Annotated in this window: 24 protein-coding genes; 21 read left to right on the top strand and 3 right to left on the bottom strand. The window is 66.3% G+C overall.

Features of this window, described 5'->3' with window-relative positions:
• Nucleotide 1: 1 nt before the first annotated feature.
• The 9 genes from nuoI to CLU95_RS05050 all read left to right on the top strand — a co-directional run bounded on the left by nuoI (nt 2) and on the right by CLU95_RS05050 (nt 8133).
• Nucleotides 2-547: an NADH-quinone oxidoreductase subunit NuoI gene (nuoI, locus tag CLU95_RS05090; protein ID WP_013542405.1), complete on the top strand. Its 546-nt coding sequence runs from the start codon at nt 2-4 to the stop codon at nt 545-547.
• 37 nt (nt 548-584) lie between these two features.
• On the top strand, nt 585-1241 hold the full coding sequence (locus CLU95_RS05085) for an NADH-quinone oxidoreductase subunit J (RefSeq protein ID WP_099791011.1): 657 nt from the start codon (nt 585-587) through the stop codon (nt 1239-1241).
• Nucleotides 1238-1546 carry an NADH-quinone oxidoreductase subunit NuoK gene (gene nuoK / locus CLU95_RS05080; RefSeq protein WP_099791009.1) on the top strand — a complete coding sequence of 103 codons (309 nt, stop codon included), beginning with the start codon at nt 1238-1240 and terminating at the stop codon, nt 1544-1546. Before CLU95_RS05085 ends, nuoK begins: the two co-directional genes overlap by 4 nt.
• 92 nt (nt 1547-1638) lie before the next feature.
• The gene (nuoL, locus tag CLU95_RS05075; RefSeq protein ID WP_099791007.1) at nt 1639-3693 is read left to right on the top strand and encodes an NADH-quinone oxidoreductase subunit L; all 2055 of its coding nucleotides are present in this window, start codon (nt 1639-1641) and stop codon (nt 3691-3693) included.
• A 25-nt stretch (nt 3694-3718) separates the two neighbouring features.
• Nucleotides 3719-5197 (top strand): NADH-quinone oxidoreductase subunit M, encoded by a 1479-nt coding sequence (locus tag CLU95_RS05070; RefSeq protein WP_099791005.1) that lies wholly within the window; start codon nt 3719-3721, stop codon nt 5195-5197.
• Between the two features lie 24 nt (nt 5198-5221).
• Nucleotides 5222-6709 (top strand): NADH-quinone oxidoreductase subunit NuoN, encoded by a 1488-nt coding sequence (gene nuoN, locus CLU95_RS05065; protein ID WP_099791003.1) that lies wholly within the window; start codon nt 5222-5224, stop codon nt 6707-6709.
• Between the two features lie 14 nt (nt 6710-6723).
• On the top strand, nt 6724-7029 hold the full coding sequence (locus CLU95_RS05060) for a DUF2818 family protein (RefSeq protein WP_099791001.1): 306 nt from the start codon (nt 6724-6726) through the stop codon (nt 7027-7029).
• Between the two features lie 5 nt (nt 7030-7034).
• Nucleotides 7035-7640, top strand: a complete 606-nt coding sequence (locus tag CLU95_RS05055; RefSeq protein WP_180288548.1) for an NUDIX domain-containing protein — start codon at nt 7035-7037, stop codon at nt 7638-7640.
• 7 nt (nt 7641-7647) lie between these two features.
• Nucleotides 7648-8133: a DUF1178 family protein gene (locus CLU95_RS05050; protein ID WP_099790997.1), complete on the top strand. Its 486-nt coding sequence runs from the start codon at nt 7648-7650 to the stop codon at nt 8131-8133.
• Between the two features lie 31 nt (nt 8134-8164).
• On the opposite strand, the gene CLU95_RS05045 is transcribed toward CLU95_RS05050, so the two are convergent.
• Entirely contained in the window at nt 8165-9952 is a 1788-nt protein-coding gene (locus CLU95_RS05045) for an ABC transporter transmembrane domain-containing protein (RefSeq protein WP_099790995.1), read from the bottom strand.
• 78 nt (nt 9953-10030) lie between these two features.
• Here CLU95_RS05045 and CLU95_RS05040 point away from each other — a divergent pair, with 78 nt between their 5' ends.
• The 4 genes from CLU95_RS05040 to CLU95_RS05025 are packed head-to-tail and all read left to right on the top strand — an operon-like array spanning nt 10031 to nt 15012.
• Nucleotides 10031-10567 (top strand): MarR family winged helix-turn-helix transcriptional regulator, encoded by a 537-nt coding sequence (locus CLU95_RS05040; protein WP_099797124.1) that lies wholly within the window; start codon nt 10031-10033, stop codon nt 10565-10567.
• Nucleotides 10560-12038 (top strand): efflux transporter outer membrane subunit, encoded by a 1479-nt coding sequence (locus CLU95_RS05035; protein WP_099790993.1) that lies wholly within the window; start codon nt 10560-10562, stop codon nt 12036-12038. Before CLU95_RS05040 ends, CLU95_RS05035 begins: the two co-directional genes overlap by 8 nt.
• A gap of 35 nt (nt 12039-12073) precedes the next feature.
• On the top strand, nt 12074-13411 hold the full coding sequence (locus CLU95_RS05030; RefSeq protein WP_099790991.1) for an efflux RND transporter periplasmic adaptor subunit: 1338 nt from the start codon (nt 12074-12076) through the stop codon (nt 13409-13411).
• A gap of 38 nt (nt 13412-13449) precedes the next feature.
• Entirely contained in the window at nt 13450-15012 is a 1563-nt protein-coding gene (locus tag CLU95_RS05025; RefSeq protein ID WP_099790989.1) for a DHA2 family efflux MFS transporter permease subunit, read from the top strand.
• Between the two features lie 51 nt (nt 15013-15063).
• Here the strand turns inward: CLU95_RS05025 and CLU95_RS05020 are convergent, their stop codons facing one another.
• A complete protein-coding gene (locus tag CLU95_RS05020) occupies nt 15064-16272 on the bottom strand; it encodes an AGE family epimerase/isomerase (RefSeq protein ID WP_099790987.1) in 1209 nt (402 codons plus the stop codon).
• Nucleotides 16273-16616: 344 nt separating this feature from the next.
• On the opposite strand from CLU95_RS05020, the gene CLU95_RS05015 reads away from it, so the two are divergent.
• The 7 genes from CLU95_RS05015 (at nt 16617) to CLU95_RS04985 (ending at nt 23167) form a co-directional block, all read left to right on the top strand.
• Complete coding sequence (locus CLU95_RS05015; RefSeq protein WP_099790985.1) at nt 16617-17387, top strand: ABC transporter ATP-binding protein; 771 nt, start codon at nt 16617-16619, stop codon at nt 17385-17387.
• Nucleotides 17388-17474: 87 nt separating this feature from the next.
• Nucleotides 17475-18182: an ABC transporter ATP-binding protein gene (locus tag CLU95_RS05010; protein ID WP_099790983.1), complete on the top strand. Its 708-nt coding sequence runs from the start codon at nt 17475-17477 to the stop codon at nt 18180-18182.
• Nucleotides 18183-18219: 37 nt separating this feature from the next.
• The gene (locus CLU95_RS05005) at nt 18220-19419 is read left to right on the top strand and encodes an ABC transporter substrate-binding protein (protein ID WP_099790981.1); all 1200 of its coding nucleotides are present in this window, start codon (nt 18220-18222) and stop codon (nt 19417-19419) included.
• 31 nt (nt 19420-19450) lie between these two features.
• On the top strand, nt 19451-20647 hold the full coding sequence (locus tag CLU95_RS05000; protein WP_099790979.1) for an ABC transporter substrate-binding protein: 1197 nt from the start codon (nt 19451-19453) through the stop codon (nt 20645-20647).
• A 45-nt stretch (nt 20648-20692) separates the two neighbouring features.
• Nucleotides 20693-21568 (top strand): branched-chain amino acid ABC transporter permease, encoded by an 876-nt coding sequence (locus CLU95_RS04995; RefSeq protein WP_099790977.1) that lies wholly within the window; start codon nt 20693-20695, stop codon nt 21566-21568.
• Nucleotides 21569-21578: 10 nt separating this feature from the next.
• The gene (locus CLU95_RS04990) at nt 21579-22568 is read left to right on the top strand and encodes a branched-chain amino acid ABC transporter permease (RefSeq protein WP_180288547.1); all 990 of its coding nucleotides are present in this window, start codon (nt 21579-21581) and stop codon (nt 22566-22568) included.
• A 152-nt stretch (nt 22569-22720) separates the two neighbouring features.
• Nucleotides 22721-23167: a cupin domain-containing protein gene (locus CLU95_RS04985; protein WP_099790975.1), complete on the top strand. Its 447-nt coding sequence runs from the start codon at nt 22721-22723 to the stop codon at nt 23165-23167.
• A 10-nt stretch (nt 23168-23177) separates the two neighbouring features.
• Here the strand turns inward: CLU95_RS04985 and CLU95_RS04980 are convergent, their stop codons facing one another.
• Nucleotides 23178-23420, bottom strand: coding sequence for a hypothetical protein (locus CLU95_RS04980; protein WP_099790973.1), 243 nt, complete (start codon nt 23418-23420; stop codon nt 23178-23180).
• A gap of 144 nt (nt 23421-23564) precedes the next feature.
• On the opposite strand from CLU95_RS04980, the gene CLU95_RS04975 reads away from it, so the two are divergent.
• Nucleotides 23565-24320, top strand: coding sequence for a hypothetical protein (locus CLU95_RS04975; protein WP_099790971.1), 756 nt, complete (start codon nt 23565-23567; stop codon nt 24318-24320).
• Nucleotides 24321-24331: the final 11 nt, after the last annotated feature.

Below are 24331 nucleotides of genomic sequence, written 5' to 3'. Positions count from 1 at the left end.
CATGACTGCTTCACACACCGCCGGGGGGCTTTCGCGCCCCTCCAAGCTGGCCTCCGCGCCGTTCTCGCTCAAGGACTTCCTGGGCAGCTTCATGCTGTTCGAACTGTTCAAGGGCCTGGCCATCACGGGCAAGTACGCCTTCGCGCGCAAGATCACCGTGCAGTTTCCCGAAGAGAAGACGCCGCTGTCGCCGCGCTTCCGCGGCCTGCACGCGCTGCGCCGCTACGAGAACGGCGAAGAGCGCTGCATCGCCTGCAAGCTCTGCGAGGCCGTGTGCCCCGCACTGGCCATCACCATCGAATCCGACGTGCGTGACGACGGCTCGCGCCGCACCACGCGCTACGACATCGACCTGACCAAGTGCATCTTCTGCGGCTTCTGCGAAGAGAGCTGCCCGGTCGATTCGATCGTCGAGACGCACATCTTCGAATACCACGGCGAAAAACGCGGCGACCTGTACTTCACCAAGGACATGCTGCTGGCCGTGGGCGACCGCTACGAAAAAGAAATCGCGGCGAACAAGGCGGCCGACGCCAAGTACCGCTGAGCCGGCTCCGCTCGAAACCCGTACCAATCGAATTCCAATGGACGTCAAGACCGGTCTGTTCTATCTGTTTGCCGCGGTGCTGCTGTTTGCAGCCTTCCGCGTCATCACCTCCCGCAATCCCGTGTACGCCGCGCTGTACCTGGTGCTGGCTTTCTTCCAGGCCTCGGCCATCTGGCTGCTGCTGCGTGCCGAGTTCCTCGCGATCGCACTGGTGCTCGTGTACGTCGGCGCCGTGATGGTGCTCTTCCTGTTCGTCGTGATGATGCTGGACATCGACGTCGACGGCCTGCGAGAGGGCTTCTGGAAGCATTTCCCGCTGGCTGCAGGCGTCGGCGCGCTCATCGCGCTCGAAATGGCGGCCGTGCTCATGGGCGGCTTCCGCCTGGGCGAAGGCCCGCGCGCCATGGCGACGACCTCGCCCAACAGCTCGAACACGCTCGAGCTGGGCAAGCTGCTGTATTCCGAATACCTGTACCCGCTGGAAATCGCCGCGGTCATCCTGCTGGTGGCCATCATTGCCGCCATTGCACTGACGCTGCGCACCCGCAAGGACAGCAAGTACGTCAACCCGTCGGACCAGGTGCGCGTGAAGGCGCGCGACCGCGTGCGCATCGTGCAGATGCCCGTCACGCGTGCGGCCGAGCCGGTGGTTGAGGCCCCGGCAGCGGATGCTGCAAAGGAAAACAAGGCATGACGATCACGCTCGGACACTTTCTCTCGCTCGGCGCGATGCTCTTCGCGCTGTCGGTGATCGGCATCTTCCTGAACCGCAAGAACCTGATCGTGCTGCTCATGGCCATCGAGCTGATGCTGCTCGCGGTCAACATGAACTTCGTGGCCTTCTCGCACTACCTGGGCGACATGCACGGCCAGATCTTCGTGTTCTTCATCCTGACGGTGGCAGCGGCCGAATCGGCCATCGGCCTCGCGTTGCTGGTCCTGTTGTTTCGCAACAAGTCGAGCATCAACGTCGACGAACTCAATTCGCTCAAGGGTTAAGACATGGGCCCCCACGCTCCTCACTTCGTGTATTCGCTGCCCCCCGAGGGGGCGCAGACCGCCCTTGGGGCGGCCCTACGGGCGGTCTCAGCATGAGCGCAACCCTTTCCGCATCCACCTTGCTGGCCGTGCCGCTGGCACCCCTGGTCGGCGCCGCACTTGCCGGCCTGTTCGGCACCAAGTTCGGCGGCAACCACATCGGCCGCAAGGTCACGCATTCGCTGACCATCCTGGGCGTGTTCGTCGCCTTCGTGATCTCGGCGCTGACGCTGAAGTCGGTCATCGTCGACGGTGCCCGCTTCAACCAGACGCTCTACGAGTGGATGATCGTCGGCGGCCTGAAGATGGAAGTCGGCTTCCTGGTCGACGGCCTCACGGCCATGATGATGTGCGTCGTGACTTTCGTGTCGCTGATGGTCCACATCTACACCATCGGCTACATGGAAGAAGACGACGGCTACAACCGCTTCTTCTCGTACATCTCGCTCTTTACCTTCTCGATGCTGATGCTCGTCATGAGCAACAACATGCTCCAGCTGTTCTTCGGCTGGGAAGCGGTGGGCCTGGTGTCGTACCTGCTGATCGGCTTCTGGTTCAACAAGCCCACGGCCATCTTCGCGAACATGAAGGCCTTCCTGGTCAACCGTGTGGGCGACTTCGGCTTCATCCTGGGCATCGGCCTGATCGCCGCCTATGCAGGCACGCTGAACTACACCGAAGCCTTCGCCAAGGCCAACATGCTGGCCGGCATCACCTTCCCGGGCACCGAGTGGATGCTCATCACGGTGATCTGCATCTGCCTGTTCATCGGCGCGATGGGCAAGAGCGCCCAGTTCCCGCTGCACGTGTGGCTGCCCGACTCGATGGAAGGCCCGACCCCCATCTCGGCGCTGATCCACGCGGCGACCATGGTGACGGCCGGCATCTTCATGGTGGCGCGCATGTCGCCGCTGTTCGAGCTGAGCGACACGGCCCTGAGCTTCATCCTCGTGATCGGTGCCATCACCGCGCTGTTCATGGGCTTCCTGGGCATCATCCAGAACGACATCAAGCGCGTGGTTGCGTACTCGACGCTCTCGCAGCTCGGCTACATGACGGTGGCGCTCGGTGCCTCGGCCTACTCGGTCGCGGTGTTCCACCTGATGACGCACGCCTTCTTCAAGGCACTGCTGTTCCTCGGTGCAGGCTCGGTGATCATCGGCATGCACCACAACCAGGACATCCGCTGGATGGGCGGCGTGCGCAAGTACATGCCCATCACCTGGATCACCTCGCTGCTGGGTTCGCTGGCGCTCATCGGCACGCCGCTGTTCTCGGGCTTCTACTCGAAGGACAGCATCATCGAGGCCGTGCACGAAAGCCACCTGTGGGGCGCGCAGTTCGCCTACTACGCGGTGCTGGCCGGCGTGTTCGTGACGGCGTTCTACTCGTTCCGCATGTACTTCCTGGTCTTCCACGGCAAGGAACGCTACGACCAGAACCCCGATGCGCACCATGACGACCATGCGCACGATGCCCATGGCGATCACGGCCACGACGATCACGGCCATGGCCATGACGCCCACAAGCCGCACGAATCGCCGATGGTGGTCTGGCTGCCGCTGGTGCTGCTGGCGATCCCCTCGGTGGTGATCGGCTTCATGACCATCGACCCGATGCTGTTCGGCAGCTTCTTCAAGGACGCGATCTTCGTGGACGGTGCCAAGCACCACGCGATGGGCGAGCTGAAGGAAGCCTTCCACGGCCCGGTCGCCATGGCGATCCACGGCCTGCAGACCGCACCGTTCTGGCTGGCGCTGGCCGGCGTGGCGCTCTCGTACTACATGTACATGATGAACCCGGCCCTGCCGGCCGCCATCAAGCGGACGTTCGGTCCGGTCTACCGTCTGCTCGAGAACAAGTACTACCTCGACTGGATCAATGAAAACATCATTGCCCGCGGTACCCGCATGCTCGGTACCGGCCTGTGGAAGGGCGCTGACCAGGGCCTGATCGACGGCACGATCGTCAACGGGTCCTGGAAGGTGGTGGGGCGCGTCGCAGGTGTCATCCGTTGGCTGCAGACGGGCTTCATCTACCACTACGCCTTTGCGATGCTGCTGGGCATCTTCATCCTGATGACGTACTTCGTCTGGTTCAAACGTTGAGCCCGAACGCTGGAGAAAAAGAAAAATGGGTTTGTTGAGCCTTGCCATCTGGGTGCCGATCGCATTCGGCGCCGCGCTGCTGGCGTTTGGCCGCGACGAGCACGCCAAGGGCGTGCGCTGGGTCGCGCTCGTCGGTGCCATCGTGAGCTTCCTGGTCACGGTGCCGCTGTTCATGCGCTTCCAGAACGGAACCGCCGCGATGCAGTTCGTCGAGAAGACGAGCTGGATCTCGCGCTTCAACGTCAACTACCACCTGGGCATCGACGGCATGTCGCTGTGGCTGGTGCTGCTGACCTCGTTCATCACGGTCGTGGTCGTGATCTCGGCCTGGGAAGTGATCACCGAGCGCGTGAACCAGTACATGGGCGCGTTCCTGATCCTGTCGGGTTTCATGATCGGCGTGTTCTCTGCGCTCGACGGCATCCTGTTCTACGTGTTCTTCGAAGCCACGCTGATCCCGATGTACCTGATCATCGGCATCTGGGGTGGCCCGAACAAGATCTACGCGGCGTTCAAGTTCTTCCTGTACACGCTGCTCGGCTCGCTGCTAATGCTGGTCGCGCTGATCTTCCTGTACAACAAGTCGGGCGGCAGCTTCGACATCCTGAGCTGGCACAAGCTGCCGCTGGGTTCGACCGCGCAGACCTTCCTGTTCTTTGCCTTCTTCGCGGCCTTCGCCGTCAAGGTGCCGATGTGGCCGGTCCACACCTGGCTGCCCGACGTGCACGTCGAGGCCCCCACGGGCGGTTCGGCCGTGCTGGCCGCGGTCATGCTGAAGCTGGGCGCCTACGGTTTCCTGCGCTTCTCGATGCCCATTGCACCTGACGCCTCGCACGAATGGGCGTGGCTGATGATCGCGTTGTCGCTCATCGCCGTGATCTACGTGGGCCTCGTTGCGCTGGTGCAGCAGGACATGAAGAAGCTGGTGGCGTACTCGTCGGTGGCCCACATGGGCTTCGTGACGCTGGGCTTCTTCATCTTCAACGAGCTCGGCGTGTCCGGCGGCATTGTGCAGATGATTGCCCACGGCTTCGTGTCGGGCGCCATGTTCCTGGGAATCGGCGTGCTGTACGACCGCGTGCACTCGCGCCAGATTGCCGACTACGGCGGCGTCGTCAACACCATGCCCAAGTTCGCCGCGTTCGCGCTGCTGTTCGCCATGGCCAATTGCGGCCTGCCGGGCACCGCCGGTTTCGTGGGCGAATGGATGGTGATCCTGGGCGCCGTGAAGGCCAACTTCTGGATCGGCCTGGGGGCAGCCACCGCACTGATCTTCGGCGCCGCCTACACCCTGTGGATGTACAAGCGCGTGTACTTGGGCCCGGTCGCCAACGACCACGTCAAGGAACTCAAGGACATCAACGCCCGCGAGTTCCTGATGCTGTCGCTGCTGGCGATCGCCGTGCTCTGGATGGGTCTGTATCCGAAGCCTTTCACCGACGCGATGGATGCCTCCGTCGTCGAGCTTCTGCGCCATGTGGCGATTTCGAAGCTGCCCGTCTGATGCCACGCTGAAGAAGAGAACGAGATGATTGACAAACTCAGCTGGGTGACGATCTACCCCGAAATCGTGTTGCTGGTCATGGCCTGCATCATTGCGCTGGTCGACCTGTCGGACACGAGCCCGCGCCGCACCCGCACCTACATCCTGACGCTGCTCACGCTGGCGGCGGTGGCTGTGCTCACGGGCCTGGCCGCTGTCGGCGGCAAGACCGCCTACGGCTTCGGCGGCATGGTGGTGAGCGACTCGATGGGCAACTGGCTCAAGTGCTTCGCCTCGCTCGCCCTGATGGTGACGCTGGTCTACGGCCGTCCCTACGCGGCCGACCGCGAGATGCTGCGCGGCGGCGAGTTGTTCACGATCAGCATGCTGGCGCTGCTGGGCATGTTCGTGATGATCGGTGGCAGCAACTTCCTGCTGATCTACCTCGGCCTCGAGCTGCTCACGCTGTCGAGCTACGCGCTCGTGGCCCTGCGCCGCGACAACGCGGTGGCCAGCGAAGCCGCCATGAAGTACTTCGTGCTCGGCGCGATGGCCAGCGGCTTCCTGCTGTACGGCCTGTCGATGATGTACGGCGCGACCGGCTCGCTCGACCTGAACGAAGTCTTCAAGGCGATCTCGACCGGCAAGGTGAACCACCAGGTGCTGGTGTTCGGCCTGGTCTTCATCGTGGCGGGCCTGGCCTTCAAGGTTGGCGCTGCTCCGTTCCACATGTGGGTGCCCGACGTCTACCAGGGCGCGCCGACGGCGGTCACGCTGCTGATCGGTGCCGCGCCCGAGCTGGCTGCCTTCGGCATCATCATCCGCCTGCTGGTCGACGGCCTGCAGCCCTTGGCCATCGACTGGCAGCAGATGCTGGCCGTGCTGGCGATCGCCTCGCTGGTGATCGGCAACCTGGCCGCCATCGCGCAGAGCAACCTCAAGCGCATGCTGGCCTACTCGACCATCGCGCAGATGGGCTTCATGCTGCTGGGCCTGGTGGCGGGTTCCGACCAGCAGGGCACGCAGAACGCGCAGGCCGCCTACAGCGCCTCGATGTTCTACGTCATCACCTACGTGCTGACCACGCTGGCGAGCTTCGGCATCATCCTGCTGCTGGCGCGCGAAGGCTTCGAAAGCGAAGAGATCACCGACCTGGCCGGCCTGAACCAGCGCAGCCCGCTGTATGCCGGCGTGATGGCCATCGCGATGTTCTCGCTGGCCGGCCTGCCGCCGCTGGTCGGCTTCTACGCCAAGCTGGCCGTGCTGCAAGCGCTGATCGCCTCGGGTGCCGCCATCTACATCGGCCTGGCGGTGTTCGCCGTGATCATGTCGCTGATCGGCGCCTTCTACTACCTGCGCGTGGTCAAGGTCATGTACTTCGACGCACCTGTCACGGCGACCACCGTGTCGGCCTCGTTCGACGTGCGCACCGTGCTCACGATCAACGGCGCGCTGATCCTGATTCTTGGTGTCTTGCCCGGCGGTCTGATGACGCTGTGCTACGACGCCATCGCGGCCACGCTGGCCCACTGACGCGGCCCGCACAGGTGTCGCAAACCGCGTCGGTCTGGGTGGTGCTGCTGGTGGCCCTGGCGGCCGCCAACCTGCCGTTCCTCAATGAACGCCTGTTCGGGGCGGTGCCGCTGTCGGCCAAGCACAAGTCCCTCGCCATCCGCTTCGGCGAACTGGTGGTGCTGTACTTCATTGCCGGCGGCATCGGCCTGCTGTTCGAACGCAGGGCAGGGCAGATCGCGGCGCAGGGCTGGGAGTTCTACGCGGTGACGGCTTCGCTGTTCGTCGTGCTGGCCTTCCCGGGATTCACCTGGCGCTACCTGATGAAGCACAGGCACTGACCGACATGACTTCTCCCGCCCCCGATTCGCATTTGAAAGAAGCGCTCGTCAGCAGCGAGGAGCTCTTCAAGGGCAAGTTCCTGCACGCCAAGCGCGACACCATCCGCCTGCCCGACGGCCACAGCGCCACGCGTGAGTACGTGGTGCATCCCGGCGCAGTGGTGGTGATTCCGCTGCTCGACGACGGCCGCGTGGTGCTGGAGCGCCAGTTCCGCTACCCGGTGGACCGCGTGATCGTCGAGTTTCCCGCGGGCAAGCTCGACGCCGGCGAAGATCCGCTGCTGTGCGGCCAGCGCGAACTGCTCGAGGAAACCGGCTACACCGCGCGCGAATGGGCGCATGCCGGGGCCACGCACCTGGCGGTGGCGTACTCGACCGAAATCATCCACATCTACTTTGCACGCGGCCTCTCGCTGGGCGAGCGCAAGCTCGACCATGGCGAGTTTCTCGACGTGTTCACTGCCACGCCGCAGGAGCTCATCGGCTGGTGCCGCGACGGCACCGTGACCGACGCAAAGACGCTCACCTGCGCCCTGTGGCTGCAGAACGTCCTCTCGGGCGCATGGGCACTGGATTGGCAGGCCGCAGCCTCGCAAGGCGGCGCGGGATAATCCGCGCATGAAGGTCCTCGATCTCCGCTGCACGCACGGCCACGGCTTCGAGGGCTGGTTCGCGTCCAATGAAGCGTTCGACAGCCAGCTCGCAAGCGGCCTCGTCGAGTGCCCGGTCTGCGGTGACACCGCGATCGTCAAGCTGCTGAGCGCGCCCCGCCTGAACCTGAGCAACGCCAAGGCGCCGAAGGAAGAAGGGCGCGACGCGGCCCACACGCCGTCGGCGCCCGCACCGCCTTCCACTCAAGTATCCGCAACCGCGACTTCATCACCCGAAGCCCGTTGGATGCGCGCCGTGCGCGAAGTGCTGGCCAAGACCGAAGACGTCGGCGACCGCTTCGCCGACGAGGCGCGCAGGATGCACTACGGCGAAACCGCCGAGCGCGGCATCCGCGGCCAGGCCACGCCGGAGCAGACCGAGGCGCTGCTCGACGAAGGCATTCCGGTGATGGCGCTGCCGATTCCGGCGGCGCTGAAAGAAACCCTGCAGTAACCGACCGACCCGATCGATATCGGGGATCGGGTCAGGCCGTGAATTGCAGCGCAGCCAGCCGCGCGTACACGCCGCCTTGCGCGACCAGCGCCGCGTGCGTTCCCTGTTCGACGATGCCGCCGTGGTCCAGCACGATGATGCGGTCGGCCTTCTGCACGGTCGCCAGGCGGTGGGCGATCACGAGCGTGGTGCGGTTTTCCATCGCCGATTCCAGCGCGGCCTGCACCATGCGTTCGCTCTCGGCGTCGAGCGCGCTCGTGGCTTCGTCCAGCAACAACAGCGGCGGGTTCTTCAAGATGGCCCGTGCGATGGCGATGCGCTGGCGCTGGCCGCCCGACAGCCGCACGCCGCGTTCACCCAGGAAGGTGTCGTAGCCTTCGGGCAGGGCCTGCAGGAAGTCGTGCGCGAAGGCGGCGCGCGCCGCGGCGTGCACTTCGTCGGCGCTGGCCTCGGGCCGGCCGTAGCGGATGTTCTCGAAGGCGCTGGCCGAAAAGATCACCGCGTCCTGCGGCACGAGGCCGATGCGGGTGCGCAGGTCGTGCAGCGCGAGCGCGTCCAGTGATGCGCCGTCGAGCACGATGCGGCCCGACTGCGGGTCGTAGTAGCGCAGCAGCAGCTGGAACACCGTGCTCTTGCCCGCGCCGCTCGATCCCACCAGCGCCACGGTTTCGCCCGGCGCGATGTCCAGGCTGAAGTCGCGCAGCGCCGGCGTGCCCGGCCGCGAGGGGTAGTGGAAGGTGATCGCGTCGAAGCGGATGGCGCTGCCCGCGGCGGGAACGGGCGCGACCGCCGGCCGTGCGGGTGAGGCGATGGCCGTCGGCGCATGCAGCAGCTCCATCAGGCGCTCGGTGGCACCGGCTGCGCGCAGCAGGTCGCCGTACACCTCGCCGAGCACCGCCGTGGCGCTCGCGAGGATCGCCACGTACACCACCGTCTGGCCCAGGTGGCCGGCCGTGATGTCGCCGCGCAGCACGGCCTGCGTGCCTTCGTACAGGCCCCAAAGCAAGGCGGCCGAGGTGGCGATGATGATGAAGGCCACGAGCACCGAGCGTGCGCGCGTGCGGCGCACGGCGGTATGGAAGGCGTTCTCGGTCGAGCCGTTGAAGCGGTCGGCCTCGCGGCCTTCGGCCGTGTAGCTCTGCACCACGGGAATCGCGTTCAGCACCTCGGCCGCGATGGCGCTCGAGTCGGCCACGCGGTCCTGGCTGGCGCGCGAGAGCTTGCGCACGCGGCGGCCGAACCACATGCTCGGCAGCACCACCAGCACCAGGATGCCCAGCACCTGCACCATCACATAAGGATTGGTCCAGACCAGCACCGCCAGCGCGCCCACGCCCATGACGGCGTTGCGCAGGCCCATGCTCAGCGACGAGCCGACGACTGTCTGCACGAGCGTGGTGTCGGCCGTGAGGCGCGACAGCACCTCGCCCGTCTGCGTGGTCTCGAAGAAGGCCGGGCTCTGCTGTAGCACGTGGCCGTAGACCGCATTGCGCAGGTCGGCCGTCACGCGCTCGCCGAGCCAGCTCACCGTGTAGAAGCGTGCGGCCGAAAACAGGCCCAGCGCCACGGCCACCGCGAAGAGGGCACCGAAGTGCTCGCGCAGCGCCATGGTCTGCGCGCCCTTGTCGGCGCTGACCAAGCCGCCGTCAATCAGGCTGCGCAGGGCGATAGGGAAGGCCAGCGTCGTGACGGCCGCCATCACCAGGAAGACCCCCGCCAGGACGATCTGCACGCGGTAGGGGCGAAGGAAGGGGCGCAACCCCGACAGCGAGCGGGGCGAACCCTTGGCTGCGGAGGACGACGGAGGGGAAGAAGCCATGGGCGCGAATTCTACCGAGCCCTTGCCCCCACAAAGGTCGCCTTGACAGTAATTGTCATGGCAGCTAATATTTTGGGCATGAGCGATGCCCACATTCCCCAGGCCCCCCCGGCGCCCGACGAGGCCGCGCGTGCGCCGGCCGACTTCTATCGCGCCGAGGACTACCGCGCCGAAGAGAGCATCGGCTACCTGATGCGCCGCATCGTCACGTCCGTGGGCCAGACGGTCGGCACGCGCATGTGCGAACCCGGCAGCCCCACGTACCCGCAGTGGGTGCCGCTGTACAAGCTGCACGCCGGCGCCGCCACCACGGTGGCCGAACTCGCCCGCGCCTGCGAACTCGACACCGGCGCCATGACGCGCCTGCTCGACCGCCTCGAAGCCAAGGGCCTGTGCCGCCGCGTGCGCTCGCTCGAAGACCGCCGCGTGGTCAACATCGAACTCACCGACGAAGGCCGTGCGGCCGCGAAGGAAGTGCCCTATGTGCTGAGCCGGGTACAGAACGAGTACCTGGCCGGCTTCAGCCCCGAAGAATGGGAGCAGCTCAAGGACTACTTGCGCCGCATCCTCGACAACGCACAGGGCCTCGCGGCCCGTGGAGAGAAGAATGACTGAGTCTTTCGCCGTGCGCGCGCTGCGCCGCACGCCTGTCGTGGCCGCCGCGCTGGCGGTGGTCGCGCTCGCCGGTTGCGCCGACATGGCCGGCATCGGCTCGCACGCCACGCTGCGCGATGCGACCACGCTCGGCATCGCGGCCGACCCCGCGCGCGCTACCGTGCCCGCCCTCGACAGCCAGTGGTGGCAGGCCTTCGGCGACAGCCAGCTCAATGCGCTGGTCGACCAGGCCGTGGCCGGCAACCCGAACCTGCAGGTCGCGCGTGCGCGCCTCGTGCGCGCCCAGGCCTCGGCGGACATCGCCGGCGCGGCGCTGCTGCCCAAGGTCGGCGCCGACCTGAACCTGAACCGCCAGAAGTTCAACAGCAACTACATCTACCCGGCGCCGCTGGGCGGCTCCACGCAGAACATCGGCCTGCTGCAGCTCGGCGCGAGCTGGGAGCTCGACTTCTTCGGCAAGAACCGCAGCGCACTCGACACCGCCCTCGGCGCGGCCAATGCCGCGGCAGCCGACGCCGATGCCGCGCGCGTGCTGCTCGCGAGCAACGTGACGCGCAGCTACTTTCAGTGGGCGCGCCTGAACGAACAGGTCGAGGTGGCCAAGCGCACGCTGGCCCAGCGCGATGAAACTTTCAAGCTGGTGCGCGACCGCGTCTCGGCCGGCCTCGATACGCGCCTCGAACTGCGCCAGAGCGAAGGCGGCCTGCCTGAAGCACGCCAGCAGATCGAAGCGCTCAACGAGCAGATCGCGCTGCAGCAGCACGCGCTCGATGCGCTCGTGGGCCAGCCCAACGTGTCGGCGTCGCTCAAGCCGCCGGTGCTCGCCGGCGTGAAGCCGATGGCGCTGCAGGCGAACATTCCGGCCGACCTGCTGGGCCGCCGCGCCGACATCGCCGCCGCGCGCTGGCGCGTCGAAGCCGCCACCAGCGACGTGGCCAATGCCAAGACCCAGTTCTATCCCAACGTGAACCTCACGGCCTTTGCCGGCTTCCAGAGCCTGGGTTTCGGCAGGCTGCTCAAGTCGGGCAGCGAGCAGTGGGGCGTGGGCCCGGCCATCCACCTGCCGATCTTCGAAGGCGGGCGCCTGCGCGCCAACCTGCGCGGCAAGTCGGCCGACCTCGACGTGGCCATCGAAAGCTACAACGCCACCGTGCTCGATGCCGTGCGCGACGCGGCCGACCAGGTGTCGAGCGCGCAGTCGATCACGCGCCAGCAGACCGAACAGCGCGCCGCGCAGACGGCCGCCGAAGGCGCCTACGACATTGCCGTGCAGCGCTACCGCGCGGGCCTGGGCAACTACCTCAACGTGCTGACCGCCGAAACCGCCGTACTGGCCCAGCGCCGCCTCGCGGTCGACCTGGCGGCCCGCGCCCTCGACACGCAGGTGGGCCTGGCGCGCGCCCTGGGCGGCGGCTGGCAGCCGCCGGCCACCGCGACGGCTGCGGCCCCGACGGCCGCCACCCAGAACTGATTTGCTGATCCGCCTTCTTCGGAAAGAACTCCATCATGAGCGATAACAACACTCCGACATCCGCTTCCATCCCGTCTTCCAACGCGCCCACCCCCGCAGCGCCCGAGGCGCCTGCAAGCAACGGCAAGCGCCGCCGCGCACTCACCGTCCTCGCCACCGTCGTGGTGGTCGCCGGCGGTGGCTGGGGCCTGTACGAATGGCTGGTCGCCAGCCACTACGAGAACACCGACAACGCCTACGTGCAGGGCAACGTCATCCAGATCACGCCGCAGATCGGCGGCACCGTCATGGCCATCGGCGCCGACGACACCGACTTCGTGAAGGCCGGCCAGCCGCTGGTGCAGCTCGACCCGGCCGACGCCAAGGTCGCGCTCGAGCAGGCCGAGGCCGCGCTCGCGCAGGCCGTGCGTCAGGTGCGCACGCTGTACGCCAACAACGGCTCGCTGGCCGCGCAGGTCACGCTGCGCCAGTCCGACATCGCCAAGGCCCAGAGCGACATCGCCAAGGCGCAGGACGACCTGCAGCGCCGCCGCGCGCTGTCGGGCAACGGCGCCGTGTCGAAGGAAGAACTCAACCACGCCGAGACGCAACTGGCCAATGCCAAGAGCGCGCTCGCTGCCGCACAGGCCGGCGTGGTCGCCGCGCGCGAGGCGCTGGCCAGCAACCAGTCGCTGACCGAAGGCACCAGCGTGGCCCAGCACCCGAGCGTGCTGGCCGCCGCCGCCAAGGTGCGCGAGGCCTACCTCGCCACGCAGCGCGTGGCCATGCCTGCGCCGGTTGACGGCTACGTTGCCAAGCGCACCGTGCAGCTGGGCCAGCGCGTGGCCGCCGGCACGCCGATGATGTCGATCGTGCCGCTGCACCAGCTGTGGGTCGACGCCAACTTCAAGGAAGTGCAGCTGCGCAACATCCGCATCGACCAGCCCGTGAAGCTCACGGCCGACGTGTACGGCAAGAAGGTCGAGTACACCGGCAAGGTCGCCGGCCTGGGCGTGGGCACCGGCGCTGCTTTTGCGCTGCTGCCGGCGCAGAACGCCACCGGCAACTGGATCAAGGTGGTGCAGCGCGTGCCCGTGCGCATCGCGCTCGACCCCGAGCAGCTCAAGGCCAACCCGCTGCGCATCGGCCTGTCGATGGACGCCGAGATCGACATCACGCAGAAGACCGGCAAGATGCTGGCCGACGCGCCGCGCAGCACCGCCTTCGCGCAGACGCAGGTCTACAGCCAGCTCGACCGCGGCGCCGACGCCGAGGTGGACCGCATCGTCGCCGCCAACCTCGGCCGCGGCGCGCCCACGGCGGCCGTGAGCCGTCCGGCCCCAGCCACTGCTGCACCGGCCGCGCACGTCGCCACGCAGGGCCAGCCGGGCTGATCGCAGCGCTGATTCGCTGAACCTTCACAGCCCGCGCCATGGCCACTGCTGCTCCCGCTTACATCGCGCACCCCCCGCTCGAGGGCTCCGCCCGCGTGTGGGGCACGGTCGCGCTGTCCGCCGCCACCTTCATGAACGTGCTCGACTCGTCGATCGCGAACGTGTCGCTGCCGGCCATCTCGGGCGACCTTGGCGTGAGCACCACGCAAGGCACCTGGGTCATCACCAGCTTCGCGGTGGCCAACGCCATCGCGGTGCCGCTCACGGGTTTCATGACCCAGCGCTTCGGCCAGGTGCGCCTGTTCATGGCCAGCGTGATCCTGTTCATGGTCGCCTCGCTGCTGTGCGGCCTGGCGCCCAACATGACCACGCTGATCCTGTTCCGTGCGCTGCAGGGCTTCGTGGCGGGGCCGATGATCCCGCTGTCGCAGACGCTGCTGCTGTCGAGCTACCCGAAGGCCAAGGCCGGCCTGGCCATGGCGATGTGGTCGATGACGACGCTGGTCGCGCCCGTGATGGGGCCGCTGCTCGGCGGCTGGATCACCGACAACATCTCGTGGCCGTGGATCTTCTACATCAACATCCCGGTCGGCATCGTGGCCGCGGCCATCACCTGGACGCTGTATCACAAGCGCGAGAGCAAGACGCACAAGGTGCCGATCGACGCCATCGGGCTGGCGCTCTTGGTGCTGTGGGTGGGCTCGATGCAGCTCATGCTCGACAAGGGCAAGGAACTCGACTGGTTCCACTCCGCCGAGATCGTCACGATGGCCGTGGTGGCCGTGGTCGGCTTCGCGTTCTTCCTGGTCTGGGAGCTGACCGACAAGCACCCGGTGGTCGACCTGTCGCTGTTCAAGCGCCGCAACTTCTGGTCGGGTGCGGTGGCCACGGCCATCGCCTACGGCCTGTTCTTCGGCAACGTGGTGCTGCTGCCGCTGTGGCTGCAGCAGTGGATGGGCTACACCGCCACGCAGGCGGGAATGATCATGGCGCCCGTGGGCATGCTGGCGATCTTCTTCTCGCCCGTGGTGGGCCTCACGGTGGCCAAGATCGACCCGCGCCGCTACGCAACCTTCTCGTTCCTCGTGTTTGCGCTGGTGCTGTGGATGCGTTCGAACTTCAACACGCAGGCCGACTTCGTGACGATCATCATCCCGACGATCATCCAGGGCATCGCGATGGCGTTCTTCTTCATCCCGCTCGTGACCATCACGCTGTCGGGCCTCACGCCCGACCGCATCCCGGCCGCGTCGGGGCTGTCGAACTTCCTGCGGATCACCGCGGGCGCCATGGGCACCTCGATCGCCACCACGCTGTGGGACAGCCGCGCAGCCCTGCACCACGCGCAACTCGTGGAGTCGGTGAACCCGGGCAACAGCGCGGCCACCAGTGCCATCGCGGGGCTGACGGGCAGCGGCTTGAGCACCGAGCAGGTGCTCGGGCAGATCAACCGCCTCGTCGACCAGCAGTCGTTCATGCTCGCAACGAACGACATCTTTTATGCCTCGGCCGTGTTGTTCCTGCTGCTGATCCCGCTGGTGTGGCTGGCGCGGCCGCAAAAGGGCGGGGCGGGCGGCGACGCGGCCGCCGGCGCGCACTGACAACAGGCCTCCTCACCACCCCAGGCTCCTTCGGGACCCTGGGGTCTTTTTTTATGCGCCCAGCACCTTCAGCACGTCATGGCACGCGCCCATCGTGTGGTAATCGGTCTTGCCGGCCGGGCTCTTCTCGTCGCTGATCTTCGCGTTCTGCGGCGTGAGGATGCGGTACCACGCACCGTGCGCGTGGTCGACGAAGTGGTCCCAGCTGTAGGCCCAGATGCGGTCGTACCAGTCCCAGTAGCCGGCGTCGCCCGTGCGCACCGCGAGCAGGGCGGCGGCGGCGAAGCTTTCGGCCTGCACCCAGAAGTACTTGTCGCCGTCGCACACCGCACCATCGGGCCCGAAGCCGTAGACCAGCCCGCCGTGCGTGGCGTCCCAGCCGCGCTGCATCGCGGTGTCGAAGAAGTGGCGCGCGCGCGGCACGATCCATTCGGTGCCGGGCGCGTCGGGGCCCAGGTGGCTGTCGAGCTGCAATAACAGCTTGGTCCACTCGGTGAGGTGGCCGGTCTGGAAGCCCCAGGGCCGAAAGATGTTGGTCTTGTCGCCGCGGTTGTAGTCCCAGTCGACCGACCAGTCTGCGCGGTAGTGCTCCCACACCAGCCCGTCGGCGAGCGCGGCCTGCCGGCCCGTGATGCTCTCGGCCAGCGTGCGCGCGCGCTCGAGGTAGAAGGGCTCGCGCGTGGCGTCGTAGGCCGCGAGCATCGCCTCGCAGGCGTGCATGTTGGCGTTCTGGCCGCGGTAGGGGCCGACCTGCCAGCTTGGCGTGGCCTCGTCGGCGTACAGCTGGTGCGCGGGCTCCCAGAAATGCTGTTCCATCAGGTCGCGGGTGCGCGCGAGGCCGGCGCGTGCTTCCTCGACGCCGGCCATCAGCGCATGCGCGTGCGCCAGCAGCACGAAGGCCATGCCGTAGCAATGCTGCGTGCCGTCCTGCACGGTGGCTTGATGGCCATCCCAGTCGATCTGCCATGCATAGCCACCATTCGGCTGCGCATGCGCGGTCTGCAAAAACGCGAGGCCGTGCCGCACCGCCGCGAGGTCGTCGGGCTGGCCGAAGCGGCGCCACGCCATCGCGTGGTTGAACACGAAGCGCGTGCTGCTGACGAGGTGGCGCGTGCGCCGGTCGTACACCGTGCCGTCGTCCTTGAAGAAGTGGAAGAAGCCGCCCGAGGCATCGCGGCTGCGCGGCGCGTAGAACGCCAGCGTGTGCGCGATGTGGCCGGCGAGGAATTCGGGCGAGCGGAAGTTCGGCAGGGTCGGCATGGCAGTGGTGGATTCAATCCGGGTGAAAGAGCATCGTTGCAGTGCAGCGGGCGCGCAAGCTTTTCACGAAGCGTGCACACGTGTGCGACCGCCTCATGACTGTGCGCATGCATGCATCGCGCGTTCGCAGGTGTGCGTGCTGCACTGCGCAATGTCGTTGGGACGACAGTCGCTTGCACAGAGGGTGCGCGCTCTGTGAATGGTTGCAGTGCAGCATAGGCATTTGCCCCAGTATGCAATTGCATAGCAGCCCCCAACAATCGGTCCGCGCTCGCTGGTGGCGCACGCATTGAGATGGACCGCATGACCGATTTCTTTTTTCCGCACACGGACGACGCCGCGAGATGAGCGACGTCATTCTTGAAACACGCCAGCTCACCAAGGAATTCAAGGGATTCACCGCGGTCAGCAAGGTTGACCTCTCGGTGAAGCGCGGCTCGATCCACGCGCTCATCGGCCCCAACGGTGCCGGCAAGACGACCTGCTTCAACCTGCTCACGAAGTTCCTCGAGCCGACCGCCGGCACGATCCTGTTCAACGGGCACGACATCACGGGCGAACGCCCGGCGCAGATCGCGCGACGCGGCGTGATCCGCTCGTTCCAGATCTCCGCCGTGTTCCCGCACCTCACGCTGCTCGAGAACGTGCGCCTGGGCCTGCAGCGCAAGCTCGGCACCTCGTACCACTTCTGGAAGAGCGAGAAGTCGCTCAAGCCGCTCGATGCGCGCGCCCGTGAACTGCTGGCCGAGGTGGGCCTCGAAGACCTGGCCGACGAACAGACAGTGAACCTGCCCTACGGCCGCAAGCGCGCACTCGAGATCGCCACCACGCTGGCCATGGAACCCGAACTGATGCTGCTCGACGAACCCACGCAGGGCATGGGCCACGAAGACGTGCACCGCGTGGCCGAGCTCATCAAGCGCGTGTCGGCCGGACGCACCATCCTGATGGTCGAACACAACATGAGCGTGGTCTCGACCATTGCCGACACCATCACGGTGCTGCAGCGCGGCGCCGTGCTGGCCGAAGGCCCGTACGCCGAAGTCTCGAAGAACCCGCAGGTGATGGAGGCCTACATGGGCACCACCGACGGCCAGATGCAGGGGGCGCACTGATATGAGCCCCCACGCTTCTCACTTCGTGTATTCGCTGCCCCCCGAGGGGGCGCGGGCCTCCTTTGGGGCGGCCCGGCAGGAGGCCCCATGACCGCTGCACTCGAAATCAAGGGCCTGCAAGCCTGGTACGGCGAATCGCACGTGCTGCACGGCGTCGACATGGTCGTGCAGCCGGGCGAGGTCGTCACCTTGCTGGGTCGCAATGGCGCGGGCCGCACGACGACCATGCGCGCCGTGATGGGACTCACCGGCGCCCGCAAGGGCAGCATCAAGGTCAACGGCGTCGAGACCATCTCGATGGCGACGCACCGCATCGCGCACCTGGGCATCGGCTATTGCCCCGAAGAGCGCGGCATCTTCGCCAGCCTCTCGTGCGAAGAAAACCTGATGCTGCCGCCCGAGCTGAAAGGCGCGGGGCCGGGCATGTCGGTCGACGAGATCTACGCCATGTTCCCCAACCTCGCGGAGCGCCGCCACAGCCAGGGCACGCGCCTGTCGGGCGGCGAGCAACAGATGCTGGCCGTGGCGCGCATCCTGCGCACCGGCGCCAAGCTGCTGCTGCTCGACGAGATTTCAGAAGGCCTTGCGCCTGTCATCGTGCAGGCGCTGGCCCGCATGATCACCACGCTGCGCGCCAAGGGTTACACCATCGTCATGGTGGAGCAGAACTTCCGCTTCGCCGCGCCGCTGGCCGACCGCTTCTACGTGATGGAGCACGGCCGCATCGTCGAGAAGTTCGGCGCCGCCGAGCTCGAAGCCAAGATGCCCGTGCTGACCGAGCTGCTCGGCGTCTGAGTACTTTCACCCCTTCTTGCTACTGCCGGAGACACCCATGAAAAATCAGCTCACCGCTTTCGCCCTGGCTTTCAGCGCACTGGCGCTCGCAGCGTCCGCCCAGGCGCAAGGCCAGGACAAGGTCAAGATCGGCTTCATCACCGACATGTCGAGCCTGTACGCCGACCTCGAAGGCAAGAACGGCGCGCTGGCGATCCAGATGGCCATCGACGACTTCGGCGGCAAGGCCGCCGGCAAGCCGGTCGAGCTGCTCACCGTCGACCACCAGAACAAGCCCGACATCGCCGCCTCGAAGGCGCGCGAGTGGATCGACACGCAAGGCTTGAGCATGGTCTTCGGCGGCACCAACTCGGGTGTCGGCCTGGCGCTGGCCAAGGTCGCGGCCGAGAAGAAGCGCGTGTACTTCAACAACGGCGCGGCCTCGTCGGTGCTCACCAATGAACAGTGCTCGCCCTACACCGTGCACTACGCCTACGACACCGTCGCGCTCGCCAAGGGCACCGGCGCCGCAGTGGTCGACGGCGGCGGCAAGACCTGGTTCTTCCTGACGGCCGACTACGCCTTCGGCCATGCACTCGAAGCCGACACCTCCACCGTCGTGAAGGCCAAGGGCGGCACGATCGTCGGCGCGGTGCGTCACCCGCTCAATGCGTCCGACTTCTCCTCGTTCCTGCTCCAGGCGCAGAACTCCAAGGCGCAGATCCTCGGTCTGGCCAATGCGGGCGGCGACACCGTCAACAGCATCAAGGCCGCCAAGGAATTCGGCATCGGCAAGACCATGAAGCTGGCCGGCCTGCTGATCTTTCTGAGCGACGTGCACAGCCTGGGCCTGAAGAACACCGAAGGCCTGCAGTTCACCACCAGCTGGTACTGGGACCTGAACGACGAAACCCGCAAGTTCGCCAAGCGCTTCTTCGACAAGACCAAGCGCATGCCCACCGAAATCCAGGCCGCCGACTACTCGGCCACCATGACCTACCTCAAGGCCGTGGACGCCGCCAAGACCGACGATGCCGACAAGGTCATGGCCGAGCTCAAGAAGATGAAGATCAACGACTTCTTCGGCACCGGCCAGATCCGTCCCGACGGCCGCTACGTGCACGACATGTACCTGATGCAGGTCAAGTCGCCCGCCGAATCGAAGACGCCGTGGGACTACTACAAGCTCGTGAAGAAGCTCCCCGGCGACACCGTGTTCACCACCAAGGCCGAGTCCAAGTGCACGCTCTGGAAGTGACACCACCGAACACCCCACAGGAACAACATCCATGAAGACCACCACATTCGCTCTCTCCGCCGTTTTCGCCGCCGCCGCGCTGGCCGCCGGTGCCGCCCAGGCGCAGGACAAGGTCAAGATCGGCTTCATCACCGACATGTCGAGCCTGTACGCCGACGTCGAAGGCAAGAACGGCGCGCTGGCCATCCAGATGGCCATCGACGACTTCGGCGGCAAGGTCAACGGCATGCCCATCGAGCTGCTGCAGGCCGACCACCAGAACAAGGCCGACATCGCCGCCTCCAAGGCGCGTGAGTGGATCGACACGCAGGGCCTGACCATGCTGTTCGGCGGCACCAGCTCGGGCACCGGCCTGGCCATGGCCAAGGTGGCGCAGGAGAAGAAGCGCGTGTTCATCGTGAACGGCGCGGGCAGCTCGGCGCTCACCAATGAACAGTGCTCGCCCTACACCGTGCACTACGCCTACGACACCGTGGCACTGGCCAAGGGCACCGGCAGCGCGGTCATCGCGCGCGGCGACAAGAGCTGGTTCTTCCTGACCGCCGACTACGCCTTCGGCCAGGCGCTGGAAGCCGACGCCTCCAAGGTCGTGAAAGAGAAGGGCGGCACGGTGGTGGGCAGCGTGAAGCATCCGCTCAACACCTCCGACTTCTCGTCGTTCCTGCTGCAGGCGCAGAACTCCAAGGCGCAGGTGCTGGCGCTGGCCAACGCGGGCGGCGACACCATCAACGCCATCAAGGCGGCCAAGGAATTCGGCATCAACAAGAGCATGAAGATGGTCGGCCTGCTGGTGTTCGTGACCGACGTGCACAGCCTGGGCCTGAAGAACACCGAAGGCCTGCTGCTCACCACCAGCTGGGACTGGAACCTCGACGACAAGACGCGCGCCTTCGGCAAGCGCTTCTTCGAGAAGACCAAGCGCATGCCCACCGACATCCAGGCCGCCGACTACTCGGCCACCATGACCTACCTGAAGGCCGTGCAGGCTTCCAAGACGGTCGATGCCGACAAGGTCATGGCCACGCTCAAGTCCACGCCGATCGACGACTTCTACGGCAAGGGCGTCATCCGCCCCGACGGCCGCTACGTGCACGACATGTACCTGATGCAGGTCAAGTCGCCGGCCGAGTCCAAGCAGCCGTGGGACTACTACAAGGTGGTCCAGAAGCTCAAGGGCGAAGAAGTCTTCACGACCAAGGCTGAGAGCCGCTGCGCCCTCTGGAAGTGACCTCCCGCGGGCGCCCCTGCAGCGCCCGGGTTCGTTGAAACGCTTATGAACATTTCCCTTCCCGCCTTGTTGAGCCAGCTCCTTCTGGGGCTGGTCAACGGCTCGTTCTACGCCATCCTGAGCCTCGGGCTGGCGGTGATCTTCGGTTTGCTCAACGTCATCAACTTCGCGCACGGCGCGCTGTTCATGCTCGGGGCCGTCCTCACGTGGATGGCCATGGAGTACCTGGGCGTCAACTACTGGGTGATGCTGATCGCCGCGCCGATCCTCATCGGCCTGTTCGGCGTGGTCATCGAACGATTGCTGCTGCGCTGGATCTACAAGCTCGATCACCTCTACGGCCTGCTGCTCACGCTGGGCCTCACGCTGCTGATCGAAGGCGTGTTCCGTTCGGCCTACGGCGTGTCGGGGCTGCCCTACGACGCGCCCGACGCGTTGTCGAGCGCCACCGACCTGGGCTTCATGGTGCTGCCGAACTACCGCGCCTGGGTGGTCGTGGCCTCGCTGGTGATCTGCTTCGCCACCTGGTACGTGATCGAGAAGACCCGCCTGGGCGCCTACCTGCGCGCCGGCACCGAGAACCCGCGGCTCGTGGAAGCCTTCGGCGTCAACGTGCCGCTGATGATCACGCTGACCTACGCCTTCGGCTGTGCGCTCGCTGCCTTCGCCGGCGTGCTGGCGGCACCGGTGATGCAGGTGTCGCCGTTGATGGGGCAGAACCTCATCATCGTGGTGTTCGCGGTGGTCGTGATCGGCGGCATGGGCTCCATCATGGGCGCCATTCTCACGGGCCTGGGCCTGGGCGTGATCGAAGGGCTCACCAAGGTTTTCTATCCCGAGGCTTCCTCGACGGTTGTGTTCGTGATCATGGTCATCGTGCTGTTGATTCGCCCCGCCGGCCTGTTCGGCAAAGAGAAGTAAGGCGAACGGCATGAACATGAAAAAAATCTCCACAGTCGTCTACGCCTTGCTGCTGGTTGCGCTGGTGCTGGCGCCGTTCTTCGGTGCCTACCCGGTGTTCGTGATGAAGCTCATGTGCTTCGCGCTGTTCGCCGCGGCCTTCAACCTGCTCTTGGGCTACACCGGCCTGCTGTCCTTCGGCCATGCGGCCTTCCTGGGCGGCTCGGCGTATGTGGCGGGCCATGCGATCAAGGTCTGGGGCCTCACGCCCGAGCTGGGCCTCATTGCGGGCACGCTCACTGGCGCCTTGCTGGGCTGGCTGTTCGGCGTGCTGGCCATCCGGCGCCAGGGCATCTACTTCGCGATGATCACGCTGGCGCTCGCGCAGATGATGTTCTTCGTCGCGCTGCAGGCCAAGTTCACGGGCGGCGAAGACGGCCTGCAGGGCGTGCCGCGCGGCAAGCTCTTCGGCGTCATCGACCTGTCGAACGACCTCACCATGTACTACGTGGCGCTGGTCGTGGTCGTGCTGGCCTTCCTGCTGATCGTGCGCACCATCCACTCGCCGTTCGGGCAGGTGCTCAAGGGCATCAAGGAAAACGAGCCGCGCGCGCTTTCGCTGGGCTACGACGTGGGCCGCTTCAAGCTGCTGGCCTTCGTGATCTCGGCCGCGCTCTCGGGCCTGGCCGGTTCGCTCAAGACGCTGGTGCTGGGCTTTGCCACGCTGTCCGACGTGCACTGGACCGCTTCGGGCCAGGTCATCCTGATGACGCTGGTGGGCGGCCTGGGCACGCTGTCGGGTCCGCTGGTGGGCTCGGCCGTGGTCGTGCTGCTCGAGAACAAGATCGGCGAACTCGGCAGCTTCCTGGCGCGCATCACGACCATCGACTGGTTCAACACGCTGGGCGAGTCGGTGACCATGGTCACGGGCCTGATCTTCGTGATCTGCGTGCTGGCCTTCCGCAAGGGCATCATGGGCGAGATCATCGCCTTCATCGATCGGCGCCGCACGAAGCAGTGATGCAAAGGCCGTGACGGCGGCAGACGATACCAGCATGCATCGTCTGCACCGTCGGGGCGTCACAGCGAGGTGGTTACCCTCCCTGCGGTGCCACCGCTTGTGCCCCCTGTGCGCGGGGCGCAGAATTTGGCTCCCACTTCGAGGAGCCGGCCATGGCGCTTCCGTACTTTGTCCTCACACCCGATCGGCGCGAAACGCCGCTGAACGTGCTCGGCACGCAGGTGACGGTGCTGGCGTCGAATGCCGCGACGCAGAGCTACGGCGTCACCTTCCAGCGAGGTGACGAAGGCACGGGCCCACCCCCGCACAGCCATGACTGGGACGAGTCGTTCTACGTGCTCGGCGGCGAGGTCGAGTTCCACTGCGACGGCCAGGCCCACTTGTGCCAGCCCGGCACGCTGGTGCACGTGCCGCGCGGCACGGTGCATGGCTTTCACTACGGCAAGGGCGGCGGGCAGATGCTCGAGATCACCGGCAAGGACGCGATGGCTGCGCAGATGTTCGCGGCGATCGATCGCGAGATTCCGGTCGGGCCGGCGCCGGACATTCCGAAGCTGCTGGCGGTGCTGGAGCGCAATGGGGTGACGGTTTCCGCGTGATGCACGGTCGTCATCGGCACTGGCAAGTCTTCGGGCCTTGCGTGGAGCCGGTCGTTGCGTGCGAGGGCGGTTCCATCGTGCCGTCTTTCCAGCCGCGTGCGATGCACGTGGTGCGGCAGATCTCGCGGCCTGCGACGCCCGTCGAATTGCCACTCCGGCTGAAGCCGAACAGCGCGCCTGCGATGGCGATCCCCGCGAACACGGCGATCGCGATGAGCGCCGAGCGAAGCTTCTGATGACGTGTGGCGTTCATGGACTGTGGGGTGCTTGGCATGACGTGAGCCCGACTCTATCCAAAACCACCGGTTCCGGTGGCGACGCCGCATGCGGCGCTCGTCACAATCATCCGCACCCGGCCGCACAGGCCTACACCGACAAGAAGATGGAGGAGACCCCCATGCGCAGACGGCTGCTCGCACTTTTCATGGCGCTCGCGCTGACGGGGTGCATGACCCCGACGCCGCTGCCGCCGGATGGCGGCAAGCTCGCGAAGGGCGCCAAGGTCGGCCTGCTCGTCCGGATGCCCGCATCTGCGGAACACATGCACGTGGGCACGACCGTCTTCAACAACTTCTCGACCCCGTACCCGTTCCCCTGGAACCCCACGGCCAAGGTCTATGAAGCCTTCACTGCGGAGCTGGAGAAGGCGGGCTTCCAGGTGGTTCGGTTGACGAGCTTCGCCACGACCTCCGTCAACGCGCTGGCCGTCTTCCAGCACGATCACTGGATCGCGAATCCTGCGCAGGCGTGGGCGGCACGCAAGCTGAAGGACGATCAGATCTCCGCGGTGGTCCTCGTCGAGGCGACGCGAACGCAGGCGCGCATGGAGTGCACCGGGGGCCCCTGTGGCGAGAGCTTCATGCAGAACTCGGGCCTCTTCACGCGCGGCATGCTGGCGTCGACGCGGTACTTCGCGGTGCCCGCGATCGAAGCCAAGGTCTTCGTCATGGACCCGCCGCTGAACCTCGCGGCCTACGAGCCGATGCGCTCCCAGCAGCGGCAACGGGTGCAGCAGCTCAAGGATTTCCAGGAACCACGCGACCTCAAGCGATTGAGCAGCACCGAGCTCGCGCCGGTCGCTTCGGCGATCGACGGCTACGTTCGCGCGCTGTCGCGCAACACGGCGCAAGCGCTGAGCCAGGGCGTGAAGTAGCCCCTCGCGCT

The organism is Variovorax sp. 54 (assembly GCF_002754375.1).
Lineage (GTDB): Bacteria > Pseudomonadota > Gammaproteobacteria > Burkholderiales > Burkholderiaceae_C > Variovorax.
This window is presented reverse-complemented; position numbering and strand designations above follow the sequence as displayed.